General features: G+C 29.1%; 24 protein-coding genes. 10 read left to right on the top strand and 14 right to left on the bottom strand.

Annotated features, from left to right (window positions below; translation table 11 throughout):
• The first annotated feature begins 34 nt into the window (after positions 1 to 34).
• From VCM48_RS04380 to VCM48_RS04365, 4 genes are all read left to right on the top strand, one after another.
• A complete protein-coding gene (locus tag VCM48_RS04380; protein ID WP_440121271.1) occupies positions 35 to 1,555 on the top strand; it encodes a helicase HerA-like domain-containing protein in 1,521 nt (506 codons plus the stop codon).
• 41 nt (positions 1,556 to 1,596) lie between these two features.
• A complete protein-coding gene (locus tag VCM48_RS04375; RefSeq protein WP_274641242.1) occupies positions 1,597 to 2,157 on the top strand; it encodes a hypothetical protein in 561 nt (186 codons plus the stop codon).
• A 65-nt stretch (positions 2,158 to 2,222) separates the two neighbouring features.
• Positions 2,223 to 2,765: a hypothetical protein gene (locus tag VCM48_RS04370; protein WP_482271764.1), complete on the top strand. Its 543-nt coding sequence runs from the start codon at positions 2,223 to 2,225 to the stop codon at positions 2,763 to 2,765.
• A 39-nt stretch (positions 2,766 to 2,804) separates the two neighbouring features.
• The gene (locus VCM48_RS04365) at positions 2,805 to 3,167 is read left to right on the top strand and encodes a hypothetical protein (protein ID WP_482271763.1); all 363 of its coding nucleotides are present in this window, start codon (positions 2,805 to 2,807) and stop codon (positions 3,165 to 3,167) included.
• A 242-nt stretch (positions 3,168 to 3,409) separates the two neighbouring features.
• On the opposite strand, the gene VCM48_RS04360 is transcribed toward VCM48_RS04365, so the two are convergent.
• A complete protein-coding gene (locus VCM48_RS04360; protein ID WP_482271762.1) occupies positions 3,410 to 3,961 on the bottom strand; it encodes a hypothetical protein in 552 nt (183 codons plus the stop codon).
• A 72-nt stretch (positions 3,962 to 4,033) separates the two neighbouring features.
• Positions 4,034 to 6,142, bottom strand: a complete 2,109-nt coding sequence (gene tssD, locus VCM48_RS04355; RefSeq protein WP_482271761.1) for a type VI secretion system tube protein TssD — start codon at positions 6,140 to 6,142, stop codon at positions 4,034 to 4,036.
• 354 nt (positions 6,143 to 6,496) lie between these two features.
• Here tssD and VCM48_RS04350 point away from each other — a divergent pair, with 354 nt between their 5' ends.
• Positions 6,497 to 6,865 carry a cupin domain-containing protein gene (locus VCM48_RS04350; protein ID WP_121147479.1) on the top strand — a complete coding sequence of 123 codons (369 nt, stop codon included), beginning with the start codon at positions 6,497 to 6,499 and terminating at the stop codon, positions 6,863 to 6,865.
• Here the strand turns inward: VCM48_RS04350 and VCM48_RS04345 are convergent.
• Entirely contained in the window at positions 6,833 to 7,522 is a 690-nt protein-coding gene (locus tag VCM48_RS04345; RefSeq protein WP_274641244.1) for a ZIP family metal transporter, read from the bottom strand. The two genes, VCM48_RS04350 and VCM48_RS04345, sit on opposite strands and share 33 nt — an antisense overlap.
• Positions 7,519 to 8,247 (bottom strand): class I SAM-dependent methyltransferase, encoded by a 729-nt coding sequence (locus tag VCM48_RS04340; protein ID WP_482271760.1) that lies wholly within the window; start codon positions 8,245 to 8,247, stop codon positions 7,519 to 7,521. The genes VCM48_RS04345 and VCM48_RS04340 overlap by 4 nt, the downstream gene beginning before the upstream one ends.
• A gap of 113 nt (positions 8,248 to 8,360) precedes the next feature.
• Between VCM48_RS04340 and VCM48_RS04335 the strand changes: the two genes are divergently transcribed.
• Positions 8,361 to 9,542, top strand: a complete 1,182-nt coding sequence (locus VCM48_RS04335) for a THUMP domain-containing class I SAM-dependent RNA methyltransferase (RefSeq protein ID WP_274641246.1) — start codon at positions 8,361 to 8,363, stop codon at positions 9,540 to 9,542.
• A 40-nt stretch (positions 9,543 to 9,582) separates the two neighbouring features.
• Here the strand turns inward: VCM48_RS04335 and VCM48_RS04330 are convergent, their stop codons facing one another.
• From VCM48_RS04330 to VCM48_RS04295, 8 genes are all read right to left on the bottom strand, one after another.
• Entirely contained in the window at positions 9,583 to 11,019 is a 1,437-nt protein-coding gene (locus tag VCM48_RS04330; protein ID WP_482271759.1) for a serine hydrolase, read from the bottom strand.
• Position 11,020: 1 nt separating this feature from the next.
• Positions 11,021 to 11,455 (bottom strand): MarR family winged helix-turn-helix transcriptional regulator, encoded by a 435-nt coding sequence (locus tag VCM48_RS04325; RefSeq protein WP_482271758.1) that lies wholly within the window; start codon positions 11,453 to 11,455, stop codon positions 11,021 to 11,023.
• 67 nt (positions 11,456 to 11,522) lie between these two features.
• The gene (locus VCM48_RS04320) at positions 11,523 to 12,422 is read right to left on the bottom strand and encodes a sterol desaturase family protein (RefSeq protein WP_482271757.1); all 900 of its coding nucleotides are present in this window, start codon (positions 12,420 to 12,422) and stop codon (positions 11,523 to 11,525) included.
• A gap of 51 nt (positions 12,423 to 12,473) precedes the next feature.
• Complete coding sequence (locus tag VCM48_RS04315; protein ID WP_482271756.1) at positions 12,474 to 13,049, bottom strand: sigma-70 family RNA polymerase sigma factor; 576 nt, start codon at positions 13,047 to 13,049, stop codon at positions 12,474 to 12,476.
• Positions 13,050 to 13,207: 158 nt separating this feature from the next.
• Positions 13,208 to 13,480: a DUF4242 domain-containing protein gene (locus VCM48_RS04310; RefSeq protein WP_099216102.1), complete on the bottom strand. Its 273-nt coding sequence runs from the start codon at positions 13,478 to 13,480 to the stop codon at positions 13,208 to 13,210.
• A 183-nt stretch (positions 13,481 to 13,663) separates the two neighbouring features.
• The gene (locus VCM48_RS04305) at positions 13,664 to 15,034 is read right to left on the bottom strand and encodes a sensor histidine kinase (protein WP_482271755.1); all 1,371 of its coding nucleotides are present in this window, start codon (positions 15,032 to 15,034) and stop codon (positions 13,664 to 13,666) included.
• Between the two features lie 26 nt (positions 15,035 to 15,060).
• Complete coding sequence (locus VCM48_RS04300; RefSeq protein ID WP_482271754.1) at positions 15,061 to 16,971, bottom strand: tetratricopeptide repeat-containing sensor histidine kinase; 1,911 nt, start codon at positions 16,969 to 16,971, stop codon at positions 15,061 to 15,063.
• A gap of 26 nt (positions 16,972 to 16,997) precedes the next feature.
• On the bottom strand, positions 16,998 to 17,732 hold the full coding sequence (locus tag VCM48_RS04295) for a LytR/AlgR family response regulator transcription factor (protein ID WP_482271753.1): 735 nt from the start codon (positions 17,730 to 17,732) through the stop codon (positions 16,998 to 17,000).
• Between the two features lie 269 nt (positions 17,733 to 18,001).
• Between VCM48_RS04295 and VCM48_RS04290 the strand changes: the two genes are divergently transcribed.
• The 4 genes from VCM48_RS04290 to VCM48_RS04275 all read left to right on the top strand — a co-directional run bounded on the left by VCM48_RS04290 (position 18,002) and on the right by VCM48_RS04275 (position 20,823).
• Positions 18,002 to 18,481, top strand: a complete 480-nt coding sequence (locus tag VCM48_RS04290; RefSeq protein WP_274641256.1) for an outer membrane beta-barrel protein — start codon at positions 18,002 to 18,004, stop codon at positions 18,479 to 18,481.
• 31 nt (positions 18,482 to 18,512) lie between these two features.
• Positions 18,513 to 19,058 (top strand): hypothetical protein, encoded by a 546-nt coding sequence (locus VCM48_RS04285; RefSeq protein ID WP_482271752.1) that lies wholly within the window; start codon positions 18,513 to 18,515, stop codon positions 19,056 to 19,058.
• Positions 19,059 to 19,114: 56 nt separating this feature from the next.
• Positions 19,115 to 20,089 (top strand): hypothetical protein, encoded by a 975-nt coding sequence (locus VCM48_RS04280; RefSeq protein ID WP_482271751.1) that lies wholly within the window; start codon positions 19,115 to 19,117, stop codon positions 20,087 to 20,089.
• 140 nt (positions 20,090 to 20,229) lie between these two features.
• The gene (locus VCM48_RS04275; RefSeq protein ID WP_482271750.1) at positions 20,230 to 20,823 is read left to right on the top strand and encodes a hypothetical protein; all 594 of its coding nucleotides are present in this window, start codon (positions 20,230 to 20,232) and stop codon (positions 20,821 to 20,823) included.
• A gap of 96 nt (positions 20,824 to 20,919) precedes the next feature.
• Here VCM48_RS04275 and VCM48_RS04270 read toward each other — a convergent pair whose 3' ends face one another.
• Complete coding sequence (locus tag VCM48_RS04270; RefSeq protein ID WP_482271749.1) at positions 20,920 to 21,690, bottom strand: pentapeptide repeat-containing protein; 771 nt, start codon at positions 21,688 to 21,690, stop codon at positions 20,920 to 20,922.
• Positions 21,691 to 21,810: 120 nt separating this feature from the next.
• Positions 21,811 to 22,083: an HU family DNA-binding protein gene (locus tag VCM48_RS04265; protein WP_099216100.1), complete on the bottom strand. Its 273-nt coding sequence runs from the start codon at positions 22,081 to 22,083 to the stop codon at positions 21,811 to 21,813.
• Positions 22,084 to 22,257: the final 174 nt, after the last annotated feature.

Below are 22,257 nucleotides of genomic sequence, written 5' to 3'. Positions count from 1 at the left end.
TTACGTGTTTTTATCACAAAAAAGGTCATAAATAATGAGTAAAACCCAAGAGTTTTTCAATTACATCAAAGAAGGCTATACAACAAAAGGAGAGTTTATTACACTCGGAGCAGGAATGTTAGGAGAAGAAACTGTAACAAATGCTCATGTAAATATTCCTTTAAAAACATTAAACCGTCACGGATTAATAGCTGGAGCAACAGGAACAGGAAAAACAAAAACCTTGCAAGTGCTGGCAGAAAACATGTCAGAAAAAGGAATTCCTGTATTGTTAATGGATGTAAAAGGAGACTTAAGTGGATTAGCACAACCAAGCCCTGGGCATGCTAAAATTGATGAACGCCACGAAAAAATTGGAATACCATTTACTCCAACAAAATTCCCAATAGAAATTTTATCAATTTCAGAACAAAATGGAGTTCGTTTACGTGCTACAGTTTCTGAATTCGGACCTGTTTTATTATCACGTATTTTAGATTTGACTGAAACACAATCTGGTATTGTAGCGATTATTTTTAAATATTGTGATGATAACCAATTACCGTTATTAGACTTAAAAGATTTCAAGAAAATCCTTCAATATATAACCAATGAAGGGAAAGAAGAGATTAAAAAAGAATACGGACGAATTTCTACCGCAAGTACTGGAGCAATTCTTAGAAAAATTATAGAAATAGAACAACAAGGAGGTGATTTATTCTTTGGAGAAAAATCATTTGAAGTTGACGATTTAACCCGTATTGATGAAAACGGACGTGGTGTTATTTCTGTATTACGTTTAACAGATATTCAAGATAGACCAAAACTGTTTTCAACCTTTATGCTACAGTTACTAGCTGAGGTATATGAAACTTTTCCAGAGCAAGGAGATAGTGGGCGACCAGAATTGGTGATTTTTATAGATGAAGCCCATTTAGTGTTTGATGAAGCTTCAAAAGCGTTGTTAAGTCAAATAGAAAGCATCGTAAAATTAATTCGATCTAAAGGAATAGGATTGTATTTTGTTACACAAAATCCAAAAGATGTTCCAGAAGATGTATTAGCTCAGTTAGGAATGAAGATTCAACACGCCTTACGTGCATTTACAGCAAAAGATAGAAAAGCAATCAAATTAGCCGCAGAAAATTATCCTGATTCTGAATATTACGATACTAAAGAAGTATTAACACAATTGGGAATAGGAGAGGCGTTGATTTCTGTATTAAATGAAAAAGGAATTCCATCACCATTGGCACGAACCATGTTGCGTGCACCTATGAGTAGAATGGATGTGTTAACAGAAAAGGAAATTAAACAAGTTTTAGATAATTCAAGATTAATTCCGAAATACAACGATACTATTGATAGGGAGAGTGCTTACGAAATGCTAAACGAGAAGATTGAAAAAATTAACGAGAAGAAAACCGAAGAAGCACGCAAAGAGGAAGAAGAAAAGACAAGAAGAAGTTCATCAACACGTAGTAGAAGTACACGTATGAACCCAATAGTAAAGGTATTAACAAGTGCTACTTTTATAAGAGCAGCCTTTGGAATTTTGAAAAAAGTAATAAAATAAGAAATACAAGAAATAGACGTTTTAAATATAAAAGAAGACAAATGAGAACATTAATGAAACCTTTAGTTATCGCAGTAATATCAGTACTATTTATCCAGTGTGGTAATAGTAAATTTGATATTGCTAAAGGAAAAGTAGGAAAGTTAACTACTAAAACAACTGTTAACGAAATAGAAAACGTATTTAAGCAAGATTCAGTAGTTAAAGTATTAAGTGAAGGGGCTAAAGGAAATAATCTTTTTCAAGAAGATGATAAGTACTTAGTATATGAAAAAGGAGGAAAGCATTTACTAACAATTACTCCAAAAGAACAATTAGACTCTACATCAACAATTAAGAGTATTGAAATTTTTGATGATCGTTTTAAAACAAAATCAGGAGTAAATATAAAATCTACTTTTCAAGAAATTAATGCAAATACTAAAGTGAGTAAAGTAGAATCATCATTTTCATCAGCAACCTTATTTATTGATGATTTAAACGCAACAATAACGATTGATAATGAAGATTTAGGTTTAAAAGAATTTAGTACTCAAAAAGTAACCAAAGAACAAATTCCAGATTTAGCCAAAATTAAATCATTTACCATTTGGTTTAACTAAAATATTTGAAGCCGAAACAGATGTTTCGGCTTTTTAATTAATAATAGCTATGTAATTTTTAAAAGATGGAAGTAATAAAAATAGCATTTTTTGTATTGGGAGTTTTTTTTGGAGAAAACAGTAGAATAGGAGCGGAGAAAACAACTGTTACTATAAACCCAAAAGAGCAAACAATAACTATAGTTCAAGAAAACATATTTGCACTTATAGCAAATGAAGCAGATAGTATGCATGTTAGTTCAGAACTAAAAAAAGTGGTAGCAAGAAATTGGAGGAAAGAAATAGAAAGCTATCCATCAAAATCATGTACTTTATATGTTACTGATGAGGGTAGTTTAAACGCAAAAATTACACTGAAGTATCCTTCTGAACATGTATTAAGAGATTTTGCGCTAGACTTTAATAAAGAAGCCAAAGAATTCTCTTTAATTAATATCCCTGATTGGAATGTTGAAACAGAAGATGGAGTGTTAAAAGGAAATTATTGGAGGTTTAGTGCCGATAACAGTTTTACCTTTGTTGTTACTCCTTTTAAAAACATGCCAGATAGGTTTAAAAGTGTTAAAAGAAGTCTTCTACCAATTTGGGAGTCTGAAAAAAAGAACTAAAAGAGATACCACTCATTTTTTTATTTAACTAATGCCTTGATGCTAAAGGGGTGTGCCGTGATATCTTCGGAGTATGCCGTGGTGTCTTCGGAGTATGCCGTGATATCAGCGACCCACGCCGTGATATCAGCGACCCATGCCTTGGTGTCTTCGGAGCATGCCGTAGTATTAGCGACCCACGCCGTGATATCAGCGACCCATGCCTTGGTGTCTTCGGAGTATGCCGTAGTATTAGCAACCCATGCCGTGATCTCAACTACCCATAGCGTAGTATCAACGGAGTACGCCGTAATGTTATCAACTTATATATACTTTGATATACAAAGGAGAAGTTTACAGAGTATGGTTCTATTTTATAGTTTTTTGGAAGTTTTTTTTCTAAGAATTACGATTCCTAAATGAAGGATTCTTTATTTATATTAATTCTAGTTTTGTAATAAGATAAAATTGTTAATTTTGTGTTAATAATCACTAACCGAAATGTACAGTAATACAGCTGGGGGGCTAGTAACTGTACATGGAAAAGATTGAGCATTCTTTTAGGGTGCTCTTTTTTGTTTTTTTAAACAAGTACATTATATTTTTATAGCTGAAGGAATAGAACTTTCTATATTTTTGAAGTAAAAGTTGTTAATAATAATTACTTAATTACCTATAAACTCTAAATCTCTTCGTTTAATTTCCTTCCCTGTTTTCCCTTCAAGCGTAACTTCTATATACTCATCTGTTTTAGGTTTGTAATAGCTTATTGTCCATACTTTTTTACCTTCTTCTTCATTTTTATAAATTTCGGTTTTAACACCACCACTTTTAGGATAACCCTTTTCTAATTGAATATCATGTTTATGACAATATTTTACAACATCTAACCAACCAAAATCGTAGCCTTCATCGGTATTAATTTCATTGATTAGTTTTCCTTCTTTATTGAACTCATACCATATTCCAAATTCTGAACCATTATTAAATGAAACTCCTTTCTTTCTAGTATGAGTATTTGGATAAAAACTTTCTATTATTTTGAAATAGGAATTGTTGAAAAAAGTAACTTTACCAAAGCCAATATTAGCTTTGGTATATATTTCACAGCCTTCTTCATTTATTATTTCGTATCTAGGGCTATTAGGTTTAAATTTTTTTGTTTCTATTGAAGTACTTTTATTGTTAATTTTAGGGATAATAATTTCTTGTTCCATTTTTAAAGTTTTTTGAGCCATACAGCTAGTGAGGCTTAATATTGTAAATATAAATATGAGTTTTTTCATTTGTTAAATAGAATTATTAGCTTTAATCCATTGCCAATGAAATAGGCTACAACGATTATTGTTATTTCTTGGATTATGATGTGAATAGTCTAACAGATTATCTGTTTTACTATATTGATAGGTAAATTCTGCATTAGCAGAAGCTTCTATATTCGTAAAAGTATGTGGTAAATTTAATGAATGTAAAAACTCATGTGCAGCAGTTTGGTCATTAGCCGATTTAAATACTACTACATAATCTGCATTTGCAGCTGAAAAACCGCTTAAATTACCGTTAGGGTGGTAACCATGCTCAGCAAAATAAAAGGCTTTAAAAAAGTCTGGGCTATCATATTTAGCATCTATATTTTTTAATTGTTTTTTTAAATAACGAACAATACTTTCTCTAGGAATCGCAGGTTTTGAAGGAGTAGTAGCAGTTGCTGGTATTGCAGCTACAGGAGTACTTACTTTTTGAATTTTATTATTTTTAACAAATCTAGAAAAATCAGCGTCAGTTGTTAAATCTAAATTAACAATTACAGAATCTGGATGTAATTGTATATAGGCTTGTTCTAAATATTTATTAATTCTATCTTTTTCTTTTGTGGCATCTGGTATATTAGGAACACCACTACCATTAATATCTGTATTAACTTGTACAAATACTACTTTTTTCTGTTTGTGTTTAGACGCATCATTCGCCCATACATTAATTTTACCTGCTACAACACCTTCTTGCTGGTTTTCTTTATACGCTTTTATAATTATTTCTTGGTTGGTTGTAAACTCCTTATCGCATTTTATGGTAACAATATCACTTAGTTTTTTCTTCCCTCCTTTATTTTTAATATCTATTTTTTTAGGGCTTATGGTAAAGTTTTCATTGTCTTCAAATAGTAAATAATCTCCTTTATCAGTAACATCTATATGAATTTTAACCTTGGCTTCTTTACCTTTTTTTAGGCTCATCCATTCTGTATAATGCGTATATTCAACTTGCTGACCATATGCATCAGTAACTTTTTTCCAAGGTATTTTAACACCGTTATAATACTTTTCTTTTAATTTTTGATACTGACTTGAGTCCTTTTTAAAATGTCCTTTATATTGATTTACATCTTTTTCTATAATAGTATGAGCACTGTCTTTATATTGTTTAGATATAATATCTTCAAACTTAGTGTCTCTAAACAAACTAGTGTCATTTTCTCTAATCCAGTCGAACCCAAACTCTCCTTTCCAATTATCATTTGGTCTAAAGCTCACTAATATTTTAGGCTTTGGCTCTATTTTTAATTGTGTACTTTCTTTAGTACTGCTAAAGTAAGTAGCAGTAGCAACTAGTTCATCGATCTCTACATTTTTAAAATCTTCCCACTCTTTCTTTACTTTAAAGTCGGTTATAGTTACTTTATTACCAGTAACATGTTCTTCCAATACTATTTCTTTAGTATTTTTATCAAAATTGGTGTTGTCTTTTTTTGTAATACTAATTTTTACCTTTCCTCCATTAGGGTTATTCAAATCTATTTCAAGGCCTAAGTTTTCTTCGTAATGACTACTATTTACAATTTCATTGCTCTTATTAACCCAGTTTACTTTTATAATACGAGGTGTTGTATCTTCTTTCGGCTTATATGTAGTTTCTTCTATAGGCGGTATAAAACTCTCTTGCCATGGTTTTATATAACGAGTTCTACTTTTTCTACGCCAATCTGAACTATTATTAAAAAAACGATAATCTTGCATAGCAGGAGAGATAGTTAGGGTAACATACATACCTTTTTGGTTATCAAAAACCTCATAGTAGTTGATAAGTGCACCATCTTGAAAGTTGTATTGGAATAATTCTACTCCATCAAAATCATCCTCATAAAAGATTACCTTGCCATCTCTTAATTGGTATAAATTAGCAGGATATTCTATCTTTTTATTTTGCGTTCTATCGGCAATAATCCACTCAGCATAGGTGTCATCATACATTTGAGATTCGTAAGTAACCGTAAAACTACCATTCATTAAGGCTGATGTAGGTTTACCGTTCCAGTCAGTAAGTCTAATATAATTTAAACTGGTAGAGATTAATTCTCGTTCTTCTCCACACACAAAAAGTTTAGCTTTTATGTTCATAGATTTTTTTTTGGGGGTACAACAATTTTTGAGTTTAAAGATAAAAAATATATCTAAAAATAAATAGGTAGTGCCTTGATTTTTAAGATACTTACTGTAAAGTACTGTCTTTTAAGAACAATCAATTATTTTTGTACGAAACTTGTGCGTATATCAGTAATATTGTGTACTTAAAGACTACTTATTATTTAGCCTATTTATATCAATTTTAAGTACTGTTTAGGTTATAACTGAAAAGAAATAATTTTAATTTTATTGCTGATTTAATGGTTAATAGTGTGCTACTGTTACATAAAGTTATAAAGAAGTTTTAGACTTAAATATTAAAAATTCTAAAGAAATAAGTAAAACGATATGAGTAAAAAATATACCATTCAAAAAAGTCCGTTTGTAGTGCCAACTACCGACGGAAAATTAATCGAAGAACATTTTGGAAATGCTACTGATGGAAATTCAAAAGTAAGTATTGCACATATGATAGCTCCTCCAGGTTGGAGTGAACCTTTTCAAAAACCAGAATTTGAAGAATATACTTATATAATTAAAGGAAAAAAGCAATTTAATATTGATGGTGAAATTGTAGTGTTAGAAGCAGGACAATCTATCAAAATTGAAAAAAATACACGTATTCAATATTCCAATCCATTTACAGAACCTTGTGAGTATTTAGCAGTTTGTTTACCTGCTTTCTCAATGGGGTTGGTGCATAGAGAAGATAGTTAGTAATATTCCTAAAATAATAGCAGCAAACTTTTTGTAGTTGAATTTATGATTTTCAGTACTTTCAAAAAGAATAATGGTTGAAATGTGTAAAAATACTCCAACTATTAAAGCTGTAATTTCTGTATGGTATTGTTCTATTAAAGGAACTTTGTTAGATACTAAAATACCTAAAGGACTCATTAAAGCAAATACAGTTAAAAAGAAAAAGATTGTTTTCTTTGAATACTTTGTTTGTAACAAAAAGGTGGTTAAAACTACTGCAATTGGAATTTTATGTACAATAATTGCCCATAATAAGTTATCATCTGCATGATGAATTGGTAATCCTTCTGAAAAAGCATGAATACATAAACTTACAAAAAGTAACCAAGGAAATTTAGACGAGTCAGAATGTAAGTGTATGTGCCCGTGTTCAGCTCCTTTTGAAAATGATTCTAATACCGATTGAATAATAATTCCTATTAAAATTAGAATACCTATTAATTTAGTATCATCGGTATGGTGATATACTTCGGGTAATAAATGTAAAATAGTAACCGAAAGTAAATAAGCACCACTAAAGGCTAATAATAAGCGAACGAAGGTGTTACTAGGTTTTAGTGTAAAAACAAATAAAACACCTACTAAAACAGAAATAATTAGCAATAAGTAACTCATTTAGCAACAATAATTAAGCGGTCAGAAGATTGTGAATTAAACTCATTAAGATTGTAATCGCCAAAAACATGTGTTACTTGTAAGCCGACACTATCAAAATATGATTGTAGTTTTTCTAAAGTTAAAAATTTTACACGTTCAGTATATGAATGTGATTTACCTTCAGCAGTAAAAGAAATATGTTTTAAGATAAATCCGTCTTTGATTTCTTTTTGAATATTGAATTCAATGCCATCAATAGTCTTTACTTCTTCTTTTACTAGTGTGTTTTTTACTTTTTCAACATTTAAAAAATCTAACACAAAAACACCGTTTTCTTTTAGTCCGTTTTTAATACTTCTTAAAACAGCAATGTCTTCGTTATCATCTTCAAAGTAACCAAAACTGGTAAAAAGATTAAATACAGCATCGTATTTGTTTTCGATAGGCTTTCTCATGTCCCAAACTTCAAAATGAAGTGTGTCATTCTCAAATTGTTTGGCATGTTCAATACTGTTTTCACTTAAATCACCTCCCACAACATCATAACCCAACGAGTTTAAGTACACAGCATGACGCCCTTTTCCGCAAGGTAAATCAGCAATACGACTCAATTTAGGTAACTGTAAAAAAGAAGTAATGTTTCGCATAAAAAACTGTGCATCGGCATCGTTTCTATGCTTGTATAAAATATGATAGTATGGTGTATTAAACCATGAAGTAAACCAATCTGTTGTTGTATTCATAACTATAAAGGTCTGCAAAAATACGCAAAACTTACGTTTTTTATATTCAAAGTAGAAAAGATTCACAACAACCCAAAATTAGCTGTACTTTTGCAATGAAATTTTACAGTTACATGGAAAAAGATTTTAAAATGACTGCCATAACCATGGCAGGTTTAGAAGGAGTTTTAGCAGATGAATTACGACTGCTAGGAGCAATGGAAGTGAAGGAGGGAGTACGTAGTGTTACTTTTAGAGGAGATAAAGGTTTTATGTATAAAGCTAATATAGCTTTACGTACTGCTATTCGTATTTTAAAACCGATTAAACGTAGTAAAATTTTTGATGAAGAAGATTTATACGAAGCAATTCAACGTGTAAAATGGGAACGTTTTTTAGATGTTGATGGTACGTTTGCTATTGGCTCGGTAGTAAACTCAAAAAACTTTACTTCAAACTCGCACTATATTAGTTTGAAATCAAAGGATGCTATTGCAGACTATTTTATGCACAAGTATAAAAAGCGTCCGAATGTAGATTTAAAATATCCAGATGTAAAAGTTCATGTACATATTCATAAAGAATGGCTAACTATATCGTTAGATTCTTCTGGTGAATCGTTACACAAGCGTGGTTATAGAAGTGCAACAAACATTGCACCTATTAATGAGGTATTAGCAGCAGGATTAATTTTGCTTTCAGGATATAAAGGTGAAGAGAACTTTATAGACCCGATGTGTGGTTCAGGAACTATTTTGATTGAAGCAGCAATGATAGCGAATCAAATTCCTGCAAACATTAACCGAAAGCATTTTGCTTTTGAAAATTGGAAGGATTATGATGAAGATTTATACTTTGTTATTCAAGACTCGTTATTAAAGAAAATACGAAGTTCTCATTTTAAAATTATGGGATTTGATAAGGCTCCATCTGCAGTTAGAAAAGCACAACAGAATATTATCAATGCAAATTTAGAAGAGTTTATAGGGGTACATCATGTAAACTTCTTCAATTCTAAGAAAGAAGTATTTGGTAAAACCACAATTTTGTTCAATCCGCCTTATGGTGAGCGTTTAAATATTGATGTAGAAGAGTTTTATACAAAAATAGGAGATACTTTAAAGAATAACTATCCAAACTCAACAGCGTGGTTAATCACATCGGATATTCAAGCTTTAAAGCATGTAGGTTTACGAACGTCGAAAAGGATTCCGCTTAAGAATGCTGATTTAGATTGTCGTTTTGTAAAATACGAACTCTACGAAGGAAGTAAAAAAGCAAAGAAGAATACTTCATTTAACGATGAAGAAGAATAAAAATAAAAACTCCGCTTTTTTAGCGGAGTTTTTGTTAGTGCTAATTATTCATAGCCAATAATTCGCGTAACTTCTCCTTTCCATTTAAGTTCTCAGGGTTTATTTCTAAACTCTTTTGATAATTTTTTATAGCTTTTTTTATCTGTCCATCTTTCATGTAGGCTTCTCCTAAAGAATCGTAAGCATTGTATGATTCAGGGTGGGATAGTATTTCAAGAGTAAATAAGTTGATTGCTTTTTTATAAAAACCTTTTTTTATCATTTCGTAACCTTTCGTATTTAAGTCAATTTCTGAAATTTTAAATTTTGATTTTCGGATTAAAGCTTTTGCTTGTTCAATGTCTTCATTTAAACAGGTTTTTATGACTTCTTTGGTAAAAAAGTAATTGTTTAGTTTAGGGCTATTTCCAGAAATAGTTTTTTGAATAAAATAACGAGCATCTAAAAAACCTTTATCAGCGTCTTTGTTTGTTAGAATTATTATTGAGTATCCTTTTTGCTTATAAACACGCCATTCGTTACCTACACCATAATGCCCTCCAGTATGTCCATATATAGTGCCTTTTTCTGGATTAGAGAATTGCATTCCATAACCATAATAACTGTCTTTTTTTAAAGGAGTAGTGAATAGTTTAGTGTATTCTTTGTTAAGTAGTTTATAGTTATGTATAGCTTGGGAAAATTTATAAAGATCGTCTAAAGTAGTATACCCACCTCCGTGAGCACCGCCTCTTACAGGATACGTATGAATATTTATTTTAAGCTTATTCGGGTGGACTTCAGAAGTTGTATAACCCTCTGCGGCATTGTCAATAGGATGATCTAAGTCATAGTTTCCTGTATTTTTCATCGAAGCAATCGAGTAAATATTGCTTTCTAAATAATTATCATATTCTGTACCAGATACAGCTTCAATTATTTTACCTAGTATTAAGTAATTGGTATTACGGTATGAAAATATTTTACCTGGTTTGGATTCCATTGATTCATTCTCATAAAGAGAACTAAAGTCATTTGTATATCTAAATAAATCTTTAGATCCTTTTATAAAAGATTCTCTAGCGAAAAAATGAGGTAGTCCACTAGTATGTGTTAAAAGATGAGTTATTGTTATAGAATCTCTAACAGTTTTATTAGGGTAATTTGGAAGAAACTTTCCTATATTGTCTTGAAGTGATAGTTTTCCTTTTTGTATTAAATGTAATATGGCTACGGCAGTAAATGATTTACCAATTGAACCTTGATTGAATTTTGTATCTGTTCTATTTTTAACTTTATGCCCTAAATGAGCATATCCATAAGCTTTCTTAAATAAAATGCTATCATTTTTAGCAATTAAAACTGCTCCACTGAATCCATCTAAAGAGTCTAAGTAATTAGCAATTTTATCTACATTAGGATCTTTAATAGATGTAGGTTTCTTATTTGTACAAGAAAGTATGATTATAAGTACAAGTAAGTAGGTTAATCTCTTCATTTTAAGAATTGCAATTTTTAGTTATTTTTTTTAAAATTTTGTATAACTGTTCTAATTCTTTATTAGATACATTATTTAAGGCAGTTTGCCTGTTTTTTTGTATTACCGTACTTAGTTTTTTAATAATTTTCTTTCCATAATCTGTAATTTCTAATTTAGCTTTTCGCTTGTCTTTACTATCCGTTGTTTTAATTAAATAGTTTTTAGATGTCATTAGTTTCACTATACGTGTCATAGAGGCATAGTCTTTAAAAACTAAATCGGCAATTTCTGTTTGAGTTTTATTATTATTTTCAAGCATTAATAAAATTAGAGCCTGATCTACAGTTATATCAGGAACAATTTGGGCAATATTATGTTGACTAAGCTTACGATATGCCTTTATAGTTTCTTCTATAGAATATAGAACAGTAGTTGTAGGTGTATTAAAAATCATTTTATTTGATATATCAAGCAAAAATAAAAATATATTTGATATATCAAGTAAATTGCGTTGTGATTTTTTATTTACAACATTCTTTTAAAGTTGCTATAGGAAAAACTAACTGTTTATAATATGCAAGATGTTTTGGGTAATTAATTTTAGAACTTTTAATAACTCCTACTTCTTTAACAGCTCCATTTCGGTTGTAATAGGTGCCAAATAGCAAGTCCCAGAAAGGAAAAATATTGCTGAAATTTTTAGCTTCTTCCATATCGCTACTATGATGAAAATGGTGGATTTGAGGTGTAACAATAAGATAATCCAAAAAACTTTTTCTTGTTTGAATGTTAGCATGAGAAATGTAAGCTATAACTGTATGTGTAATTCCTACTAAAAAAATAATCTCTTTACTGAATCCTAAAAGTAGAATAGGAGCCATCTTTAAAAATGTGTTTAAAAACATATTAAGAGGATGTATCCAATTTGTTTTAAACCAATTTAAACTTGTTGGTAAATGATGAATTGAATGAATTTTCCAGAGTAAGAGACTTAAATATGATTTAGAGTTACCTTTATGGCTAATACGATGGTATAAATACGGAAGAAGTTCACCAATTAAATTAGCGATAATATAACAGACCCAAAAAGGGAGTGTATTCCAGAAGTTGAATAAAGTAAAAGTATTTTCTTGAACATAAATGCTTATTGATAAGGCGAGTGTTTTTCCAAAAGCATCAAATAAAGCTGTAGAGAAAATTAAATGTTTAATATCTGTCCAAAGTGAGTTTTTTTGAGGAGTCCATTTTCTTTTTAAAGGAATAATACGTTCTAAAACTAAAATATATAAGAGTGTAAAGCAGAAAATAGCATAAGAGGAAATTTCAAAATTCCATTTATTTATTAGAGTTAAATAACTGAATATAGCAGTTGATAATAATAAGAAAGGAACAGCCAGTAAAGATGTTTTTTTATGTGTCATGTGTTTTTACTTTCTCTTGTAGTCGTCAACAGGAAGTAAAAAGATGCAAGATTATGGCATAAAGTTTATTCTTTTCATCTCATTTTTTAATTCTTGTGGGAGTTCACAGTTTTTCTTTAGTGTAAAATCAGTTATTTGACCTTTATTATTATAAGAAAAATCAACACATTCAATAGCTAATTCTTTTAGCTTTTTACGCCCTCTTTGTATTCTAGACTTTGTTGCTGTTAAGCTTAGGTTTAGAGTGTCAGCAATTTCTTGTTGAGGTTTTTGTTCGATATCACTTAAATAAAGAGGTTCACTATATTTTTTAGGTAGATATTGTTGAATAATAAAAGAGGATAAGTCACAAACACAAGGATTGAAATTAATATTCGTTTCAGGCTGATTCATTACAATTTTATCTTGTTTTACCTGCTTTCTGTAGTAATCAGCAATTGTGTTTCTGGTAACTTGAAAAAGCCAATTCTTATAATTTTTTATTTCTATTTCTTTAGCCAAACTCTTATATAGTTTTAAGCTAACTTCCTGTAGAATATCATCTGCAATATGTTTGTCATTAACTTTAGTATTGATAAAATTTAGTAAATGGTCTTTATGAGTATCCCAAATTTTGTCGAATGTCATTATTCTCTGCTATGATGATTAAAGTAGTTACTATTTAATTAGATTTTAAAGTTAAAAAAAAGTTTATGATTTTTAAATAATTACCCAGTTTATTAGAAAGTAAAACAAACCTCGTAAGAATTCTCTTACTAGGTTTGTTTTTAGTGTTTTAATAATGATTACTCGGCAGTAATAGGGTCAATAATAGTTGAAACTTGATTGATTTTGTTTGCAGGGAAACCTCCTTTTTCTGCATGTTTAAGAATCATTTCCTTATCAGGTGCATTGTATATACAATATATTTTGTCTTCTGCTACATAACTATGAACCCACTGTATTTTAGGTCCTAATTCATCTAAAATTCCACAAGAATTCTGTGAAATTTCTTTTAGTTGCTCAGGGGTTAGTTCGCTAGCTCCTGCGAGCTCTCGTTCAATAACATATTTAGGCATGACGTTAAATTTAATTCCTACTCGTTTGGTTTTTCGGATTTACCCCGTTTTTGAATGGTTTCTGGACTCCATTAGTAGTTGTAGGTTTGAGGGTAAGAAGTTGTATACTAAGTTAGTGTAATTAATAATAAGAGTCAACCTAAATTTTAAAGGTTAATTATTTGTGTTATTTACATATGCAAATTATTTTGGAATTTCAATTATAACCTTTGTACCTAAGGGTGTTTTATTATCATATAGGTCTACAAAGTTAATAGAGAAATTATTTTCATAAAAGTTTTTTAAAATGTTTTTAGTAATATCAATTCCCATTGACTTTTTATAAGATTCTCTTTTAAATGATAGCTTAGAAGCTTTTTTTCTTCCAATACCATTATCTGTAATGCTAATTACTATGTTATCATTTTGTTGTTCAACAATTAATTTAATATTCTTGTTTTTTTTGGAAGCAAGACCATGCCAAATTGCATTTTCTATAAAAGGTTGAAGTATAAACGGAGGTACTTTTGTGTTTTCTAAACTTATACCATAATTAACAATGGTTTTTAATTTAATTTCATTATTAAATCGCATATTTTCAAGAGATACATACAGGTTAATATTGTTTAACTCTTTTTCGAGAGATATCATTTTGGTAGGATCTATTTCTAAAATATTTCTAATAAATTCAGAAAATTCCCCCAGATAATTAATGGCATTATCTCTATCACTTTTAATAATATAGTGTTTAATAGAGTTTAGAGCATTAAAAATGAAGTGAGAATTCATTTTGGAGTTCATTACAATGAACTTTAAATCTTTTACTTGTTTTTCTATCTTAATTTTATCTACTTCACTTTGTAAGTGTTTGTTTATTTTTTTTTGAGCGAGGGTAAGTTTTCGTTCTGTGGTTAATTTATCATAGTATATTTTTTTTATTTTTTCACTTAAACCATAACCAAAGCTATACTCTTCTATAAGTATACCTATGTAAAAAAAAGAAACAGCACTAAAAGCACCTATGTAAATATTTTGAGTAATAGTTAAGATAAAAGCAATACTAGCAAAAACAATGTAACTCAACGTACCTAAAAAATAATAAATACGTTCATTTGCTTGAGTTTTACTAGCTAAGTATAAAAGATAAAAACTAATTAAAAGATGAAAAGGAAGGTAGATAAAAGTAAAGAAGTAAAAATAAAAAATAGTATAACTAAACACTATTGTAATAAAACAAAGAATACTACTACCAATTAAAACATTTTTAAGTATATATCTTATATGTTTTATAGTTTTTGGAAAATAGTTTTGAAGTTTAAGGAAAGATATTCCAAAGTAAGATAAATATATGTTATAAACTACCTGAATTCCCCAGTTTAAAGGGCGTAAGTAGTTGAGCTCAGGAGTAATAATATTTCCAGATTTAATAATTAAATAAAAAAGTAAAAAAAATTTAAAAACAGCATAATATTTAAAAACCTCTTCTTTAATGTTTTTATAAATAAAAAGACTGATAATAAAGAATATAGTAAGGTTAGCTATTACTATGTGCCATAAAAAAGAAGTTACTTCCATATAGTTTTAAGTGTTTAAATAAACTTCTAAAGTAGTTTTGTTAATATTGGTATTTTTATAGTTACCATAGTTCCTTTTGAGGTGTTAAATTCATTATTAATATCTAAGTCTTTGTAAGAAAGGGTGTATTTTTCTTTATAAAAATTTTCTAAAATTTGATTTACAAGGTTAATACCGATTGAGCTTTTATATTTTTTTTGCTCTTTTTTTATTTCATAAGCTTTTTGTCTACCAATACCATTATCAGTAATTGTAATATAGATATGTTCTTTTAATTGATGTATATGAATACTGATTCTTTTATTTTTTATGGAGGCTATTCCATGCCAAATAGCATTCTCTAATAAAGGTTGTAAAATAAATGGTGGAACAATGATACTAGAAAGAGAAATATCCTTAGAAACATCTATTTCGAAGTTAATATTATCTTCAAAACGAGCATTTTCAAGTTCAACATATAGTTGAGAGTTATAGAGTTCATCTTCTAAAGAGATACTTCTTAGTATACTTTTTTCTAGGACTCTTCTTGTAAATTCAGAAAATTTATTAAGATAGTCTATTGCATCGTGTTTTTTATTTTTAATAATATAGTGTTTAATCGAGTTTAATGCATTAAAAATAAAATGAGGATTTAATTGAGAACGTAATACTGTACTTTGTAAGTCAGAAATTTTTTTCTTTGCTTGAAGTTGTTTTTGACGTGAAAAAAAGTAAATAATTAAAAAAAGTGATATAACTATACTAAACCCCATTAACCAAAGATTTTTAGAGTTTTCATGGTTTAAATCACTTATTTTTTTTTCGCTTTCTAATTTTTCTATTAGCTCTTTTTTCTTGTTAGTTTCATATTTAAGAACTAAGTCATTAACATATTGAGCCTTTTTATTAGCATTTAGTTGTTGTCTTATTTCTATATGTTTTCTATAGTGATATAAAGCAGTTTTATGTTGATTGTTATTTAGATAAAATTCATAGAAGTAATTGTGTATGTTTACCAATAAAGTTTTAAAAGATTCTTTAGTTGCTATATTTAAGCTTTCACCTAAAAACTCTTTTGCAAGTTTATGTTGTTTTGTTTTTAAGTATAAGTATCCTAAATTAGCTTTAGTACTAGCAATATAAAATTTGTTTTTTACAGATAAGGCTATGGGCATTGCCAGCTTTAAATATTCTTTTGCTTTTTGGTAGTTATTTGTTTTAATATTAACGTAAGCAAGACTATTATAACAAATCATACGCCCGAAATGATTTTTAATGCTTGTATCAATCTCTAAAGCTTTGAGAATATATTCTTCTGCTTCATTAAAATTATTTTGAACTATTTTAATTTTTCCTATGTTTTCGTAATTAATTGATTGTGACCACTTATTTTTAGATTTTTTAGCATATTTTAGTGCAGCTTTGTAGTTTTTTAAGGCCAAATCATACTGTTCTAAGTAAAAATAAATGTTACCAATTGAGTTATATGAAACCTCAATACTTCTTAATATTCCGTAAGTTGGGTTTACTATTTTTTCAGCAACTTTCAAGGCTTCTTGGTTATAATCGATAGCAGTTTTATGAGTATCTTTCTTTCGATAATCTACACCTATCATATTAAGACTAAAAATAATGAATTCATCATTTTTTGCTCTTTTAGCTATTTCTAGAGCATGTTTATGAGTAATAATAGCTTTGTCAAATAAAGAGTACTTTCTGTAGTTATTTCCTAAATGAATCAGCTCGTATATTTGACCATAAGCAAAATTATTTTTTTTGAATTTTTCAAAAAGTTCTTTCTGTATAGTAGTGTCTTTATTATGTTTTTTTAAAAATCTATTTATTTCCTTGTAAGTGTATGTTTTTTGATAGTCTAAACTATCTATAGAGTTAGTACACTGAGCTGTTATAGTATAGAATAGAGAAACAATTATTAAGAAGTATTTTAAAAGATACATAGCATTTTGTTTTCAATTTTTTAGTGTTAAAAATGATTTAAAAGATCATTTTTTTTATGGCGAGCTACGGGAATTTTTTTATTGTTATCCATAACTAAATAAGCTTCAGTTTTGAAAAATTTTTTTATTTTTTGAAGGTTTACAACATATGAATTATGAATGCGGTAAAACAATTTGTCTCCTAACATATTTGTAACGTCTTTTAGTTTTTTACTTAAGACAATATCCTTTTCTCCTTGAATTATCAACCTAGTGTAGCTACCGTCTGCTTCGGCATAAATAATTTTATGAAGTTCAATAAATGTTAAACATCCATCAGTATGTACAGCAATTCTTTTTTTTGTTTGTTTATTATTAAAGTCAACTAGTATATTTTCTAGTGTATCTATGTTTATTGTAGGAGATTTTCTTTTTTTTATTCGTTCTATAGCTTCTTTTAATTGTGAATTACTAATAGGTTTTAATAAATAATCATAAGCTCCTTTTCTTATCGCTCTTAAAGCGTGTTCACTATAAGCTGTAGTAAAAACAATGGCAAAATCGTTACTATTAAGTTTATCTAAAAAAGTAAAACCATTCATAGAGGGCATTTCTATGTCTAGAAAAATCGTGTCAATAGTGTTCTTTTCTAAAAAAAGAATAGCTTCTTTTGGACAAGTAAATGTTTGTATAACCTTTATATGATCTTTAAAACTACCTAATTCCCAAATTAAGTTTTCTATTGATTTAGACTCATCATCCACAATTATTGCTCGAATCATTTATGTAAATTTTTAAGCTAATTTATTATTTATCTCTTCTAAATATAGATTTGAAGTTATAAATCTATTAATTTAAGCCATAAATAACATAAAATAGTTCATAGTTTGCTTTTTGTTTTTGTAAATCAGTTGTATGAGGTTTATTAAGCAAAATACAAGATAACCTTACGAGTTATAAAAAAGGTTTTTTAAAGATTAGCTTATTGATGCACATTTGCTTTGTGTTCAGGGAGAACACTAAAATCAATAGTTAATTTTAAAAAAAGAACATGAGAAAAAACGTATTTACAACTTTGGCATTATTAATAGCTGTAGTAAGTTTTAGTCAAACAAAAGTAGGAGCAGGTGTAGTATATGGCTCTGAGTCAGATTTAGGGTTAGGAGTAAAAGCTTCATTTGATATTTCTGAAAAACTTAAGGTATCACCCAGTATGAGTTATTTCTTCACAGAAAGTATACCTGAATTATCAACAACAATGATGAGTTTTGATGCAGATGCACATTACTTTTTTAAATTGAAAGAAAAATTTAGCGTATACCCTTTAATTGGTATTAATTTGTTTTATACAAGTGTGTCATCTTCATTAAATTCGGCATATTCAGTTTCTTCAACAGATTTTGGAATAAACCTAGGAGGAGGTTTAAACTACACTATTTCTAATAAAGTAACAGGCTTTTCAGAAATTAAAGCAATGTTAAATAATGGTAATCAAATTGTATTTAGTGCAGGTGTAATGTACAGCCTGTAAGTATATAAGCACATAATTAAAAAATAAACTTATGAAAACAACAAAACACATTTTTAAATTTTTAAGTCTTTTTATTGGTCTTACCTTAATAGTATCTTGTTCGAGTAGTGATGATCTTGATGATAGTCCATTATCGACTAAGGATTCCTATTATGAAATTACTATAGATGGTACTAAATATGAAAATAACACAGTTTCAACGTCTTCAGCTACTATTGTGAAAGGAACTGATCAGGAATCACAAAGGAACTTTTATACAATTTTTGCTTACGTAGAAGATGAAGAGGTAAAAATAAATGCATTTCCAGTTAAAATAGACGGAGAATTAAAGCCTTTTGGAAGAAGTGAAGATGAAAACTCAGCTGTAGTTGTTACTCTTAATAATAAAGTATATACCTCTAAGTCAGGAGCAATTACTATTAAAAAAGATGCACCATACAGTACTGTGAATTCAGGAACTGACCAGGTAGGTAAAACAGAAACTCTTTTGGAGTTTTCAGGAACATTTATAGATTCTAATGAAGTTGAAGTTTCTATTTCAGGAACATTGTATGTAGCAAAAAAAGTAGATTTTTAAAAATCTACTTTTTTAAAATAGTAAAAGAGAAAATATAGATAGAAAAAATATTTAAAATGAATGATATAATAAAAAAGATTGTCACATTAATTACATTACTAGCTACAATGGGAGTAATAGTAAGTTGTTCGGGTGATGAAGGAGAACAAGGACCTCAAGGAGAACAAGGTATTCAAGGAATTCCTGGCAAAGACGGTAGTGTTATTATAAGTGGAAGTGGAATACCAGAAGCAACTACAGGAAATATAGGGGATATGTATTTAGATATGAATACAAGTAACCTATATGGACCAAAAGCAGAAAATGGCTGGGGAACACCTTTAAGTTTAAAAGGGGCAGACGGAGTTGATGGACAAGACGGAGCAGACGGACAAGACGGACAAGACGGAGTTGATGGAGCAGACGGACAAGATGGAGTTGATGGAGCAGACGGACAAGATGGTTCAGTAATTTTAAATGGTAATGGGGCTCCTTCAATCTCATTAGGTATAGTAGGAGATTATTATTTAGATAGTACCACAGGAGATTTATATGGACCTAAAACCAGTAATAGCTGGGGTATTCCAATTAACTTAAAAGGTACAGCTAATGTTGTAGCAACTACTTGGGTGGATTATGACTGGAATTCAACTAACTCAAACACTGTAAAGATAATGAAATATATTGTGCCAGATCCTGTGTTGGCAGCTATAGGGTACAATAGATTTTCTGATTTTTTTGATGAAGGAGGAGCAATTTTAGTTTATGGAAAAAATTATGGATCTAATTTCTTTATACCATTTAGTTATGAATTTAGAAATGGAAGTTATAAAGTGTACCCTAGTTCTACAGGTAATATTTTATGGATTTATTTAAATAGTATAGATGGAAATGACCTTAGGGATATTGAATATGATTCTGCTAAAGGAAATAAGTTTCGTTATGTTTTAATACCAGCAGGTACGCAGTTAAGTGGTAAAGGGGGAAATAAAGAAGATTTATCACAACTTAGCTGGGAAGAGCTAAAGGAAAAGTTTAATTTAAAAGGTTAAGAAAATAAAATATAAGTCATTTTGGGTGTTTTTACTTTTGTTAATAGCGTTATACTATGTAATTACGAATGATTTCTTATTTATTTTCCCTGAAATGCTTGAAATTCACTCAAAATGACATCTTATATAGTATAAAAATTATGAAAATAAATTACTTAAAAACAATAGTAGCATTAACGGCATTAATCTTTTTTGTGGGATGTTCAGAAAATGAAATATCATCAGAGTCTCAACCATCTGAAATAGGAGTAACATTTTGGGATAAAGTAAAAGGAGAACAAGGAGCTTATTTTGAAGTATATAAAAACGGAAGTAAAGTAAAGAACGAAGAAGCTAGTTTTGTAAGTTATGGAGGTGGACAATTACTGAATTCAGCTTATTTTAGACAATTTAGAATTAGTACAGAATATATATCAACAATGTATTTACGTTATTCATTTGGAAATAAGGTAAATACTCCTGATAGCTTTATGTATGACGAAAACGGAAACGATTTGAATGAGAGTACATTGAGTCTAGAAGAGTCAAAATATTTATCAGGAATGGTTGTAGAAATGTATCTACCTACTAATGATGCTTATCAAAATAATGGGGTTGGTAATGTGACTTTATATAAAATGAAAGAAATAGAAGGAGTTGTATACCATACATCAGGGGAATTTAAAGTTACTTTTACCAATAATAATGAAGAAGAAGTTACCTTAAAAGGAGTTTTTTGGAAAGAAAAATTATAAACTAAAAATTTAGTGTAATGTATTTAAAAATTGAATTAAAAAGTTTATTAAAAAAAGAGGAGCTCAGCTCCTCTTTTTTTATCCTGAAAATAAAGTTTATCTTTTCATTAAATACTTATTAAAACTTTTTCCATTTATTTTAGTGTATTTTGAGTCTATATCAAAAGCTACTTCCATTCCTGTAATATCAAATTCACCAGACACTTTAGTATATTTAATATTTAAGTCTTCTTCAAATTTTACATTTCTAAATGATACCCCGTCTTTAAACTCAGTATATTTAAAAATAGCACTCTCATTAAAAACAGAGTTTTTAAAGCTTACAAAACGTTTAAAATCTGCATATTTAAAAGTAGCTGGTTCTTCAAAAGAAGTATTTTCAAAAGTAATATCTCTATCAAATTTTGCATATTTAAAGGTAGAATCTCCTTTAAACTTAGTATTAGAAAAATTAGTGTTTCTTTCAAAATCAGAGTACTTAAACATAGCTTTTTGTTCAAAAGTACAGTCTTTAAATACAACCAAATCTTCAAAGTTTGCTACAAAGGTATATCCGCTTTTTTCATGAGGAATGTAAGCTAACACATCATCATCAAAAACACAATTAACAAAAGAGATTTTATTGGTAATTTGTTTTTCAATTGTATTAGATCCACCATTGTTCCACCAACTTTTTCTTTTAGGTAATTTAGGTAAGGCTTCATCCATAAAAGTAAAGTCTAATGTACCTTTAATAGTGGCGTTAGAAATTTCTACCGCTTTCCCGTTTTTAACATCTTTCATAATATCTGATGCATTGAAGGTTCTTTGGGCAAAAGTTGTAGAAAAGCAAAATAAAAGTCCGATGACAGTAACTATATTTTTCATTTTAAAAGGTTTTAAGTTCTATATAATAGACAACCAGTATTTATTTTTTGTGACACTTTGATATAAAAAAACAGCATTTAGTTGCCTAAATGCTGTTTGTAATATGTTTCGTGGAAAATATTAGTTTACTGAATTGCTTAAACCAGCACCAGCTTTAAACTTAACTACATTTTTAGCAGCAATCTTAATTTCTTTTCCTGTTTGAGGGTTTCTACCAGTTCTAGCAGCTCTCTTAGAAACAGACCAAGTTCCCCATCCAACTAAAGCAACTTTATCACCTTTCTTTAAAGTTTTTGTTACGTTATCAGTTAAAGAGTCTAATGCAGCTTTAGCAGCAGCTTTTGAAATTCCTGCATCAGCAGCCATCGCATCGATTAAATCTGATTTGTTCATAATTTAAATAGATTTTAAAATTAATTAATGTTTTTTTGCTTCAATAGCTCAACAAATATAGACGGAATGCGGGATTGTGCAAGATTTGACTTAAAAAAAATACTGTTTTGTTAATAAGTTGCCCTTAATTGTTAATAACCACTGGACGTTTTTTGTTAAAAACGTTAAAACCCT

The sequence above is a fragment of the Tenacibaculum sp. DPLXC6 genome (genome assembly GCF_056815515.1).
The sequence above is the reverse complement of the archived record's forward strand: the minus strand, read 5'-3'. Positions and strand labels throughout refer to the sequence as shown.

What these genes read in the sequence shown, in the direction of transcription:
- VCM48_RS04285 (WP_482271752.1), top strand. Translation starts at nt 18,513, where the DNA reads ATGAAAACAACAAAACACATTTTTAAATTTTTAAGTCTTTTTATTGGT.
- VCM48_RS04280 (WP_482271751.1), top strand. Translation starts at nt 19,115, where the DNA reads ATGAATGATATAATAAAAAAGATTGTCACATTAATTACATTACTAGCT.
- VCM48_RS04350 (WP_121147479.1), top strand. Translation starts at nt 6,497, where the DNA reads ATGAGTAAAAAATATACCATTCAAAAAAGTCCGTTTGTAGTGCCAACT.
- VCM48_RS04330 (WP_482271759.1), bottom strand. Translation starts at nt 11,019, where the DNA reads ATGAAGAGATTAACCTACTTACTTGTACTTATAATCATACTTTCTTGT.
- VCM48_RS04325 (WP_482271758.1), bottom strand. Translation starts at nt 11,455, where the DNA reads ATGATTTTTAATACACCTACAACTACTGTTCTATATTCTATAGAAGAA.
- VCM48_RS04340 (WP_482271760.1), bottom strand. Translation starts at nt 8,247, where the DNA reads ATGAATACAACAACAGATTGGTTTACTTCATGGTTTAATACACCATAC.
- VCM48_RS04270 (WP_482271749.1), bottom strand. Translation starts at nt 21,690, where the DNA reads ATGAAAAATATAGTTACTGTCATCGGACTTTTATTTTGCTTTTCTACA.
- VCM48_RS04335 (WP_274641246.1), top strand. Translation starts at nt 8,361, where the DNA reads ATGGAAAAAGATTTTAAAATGACTGCCATAACCATGGCAGGTTTAGAA.
- VCM48_RS04380 (WP_440121271.1), top strand. Translation starts at nt 35, where the DNA reads ATGAGTAAAACCCAAGAGTTTTTCAATTACATCAAAGAAGGCTATACA.
- VCM48_RS04310 (WP_099216102.1), bottom strand. Translation starts at nt 13,480, where the DNA reads ATGCCTAAATATGTTATTGAACGAGAGCTCGCAGGAGCTAGCGAACTA.
- VCM48_RS04300 (WP_482271754.1), bottom strand. Translation starts at nt 16,971, where the DNA reads ATGTATCTTTTAAAATACTTCTTAATAATTGTTTCTCTATTCTATACT.
- VCM48_RS04265 (WP_099216100.1), bottom strand. Translation starts at nt 22,083, where the DNA reads ATGAACAAATCAGATTTAATCGATGCGATGGCTGCTGATGCAGGAATT.
- VCM48_RS04375 (WP_274641242.1), top strand. Translation starts at nt 1,597, where the DNA reads ATGAGAACATTAATGAAACCTTTAGTTATCGCAGTAATATCAGTACTA.
- VCM48_RS04370 (WP_482271764.1), top strand. Translation starts at nt 2,223, where the DNA reads ATGGAAGTAATAAAAATAGCATTTTTTGTATTGGGAGTTTTTTTTGGA.
- VCM48_RS04315 (WP_482271756.1), bottom strand. Translation starts at nt 13,049, where the DNA reads ATGACATTCGACAAAATTTGGGATACTCATAAAGACCATTTACTAAAT.
- VCM48_RS04320 (WP_482271757.1), bottom strand. Translation starts at nt 12,422, where the DNA reads ATGACACATAAAAAAACATCTTTACTGGCTGTTCCTTTCTTATTATTA.
- VCM48_RS04345 (WP_274641244.1), bottom strand. Translation starts at nt 7,522, where the DNA reads ATGAGTTACTTATTGCTAATTATTTCTGTTTTAGTAGGTGTTTTATTT.
- VCM48_RS04275 (WP_482271750.1), top strand. Translation starts at nt 20,230, where the DNA reads ATGAAAATAAATTACTTAAAAACAATAGTAGCATTAACGGCATTAATC.
- tssD (WP_482271761.1), bottom strand. Translation starts at nt 6,142, where the DNA reads ATGAACATAAAAGCTAAACTTTTTGTGTGTGGAGAAGAACGAGAATTA.
- VCM48_RS04295 (WP_482271753.1), bottom strand. Translation starts at nt 17,732, where the DNA reads ATGATTCGAGCAATAATTGTGGATGATGAGTCTAAATCAATAGAAAAC.
- VCM48_RS04305 (WP_482271755.1), bottom strand. Translation starts at nt 15,034, where the DNA reads ATGGAAGTAACTTCTTTTTTATGGCACATAGTAATAGCTAACCTTACT.
- VCM48_RS04360 (WP_482271762.1), bottom strand. Translation starts at nt 3,961, where the DNA reads ATGGAACAAGAAATTATTATCCCTAAAATTAACAATAAAAGTACTTCA.
- VCM48_RS04365 (WP_482271763.1), top strand. Translation starts at nt 2,805, where the DNA reads ATGCTAAAGGGGTGTGCCGTGATATCTTCGGAGTATGCCGTGGTGTCT.
- VCM48_RS04290 (WP_274641256.1), top strand. Translation starts at nt 18,002, where the DNA reads ATGAGAAAAAACGTATTTACAACTTTGGCATTATTAATAGCTGTAGTA.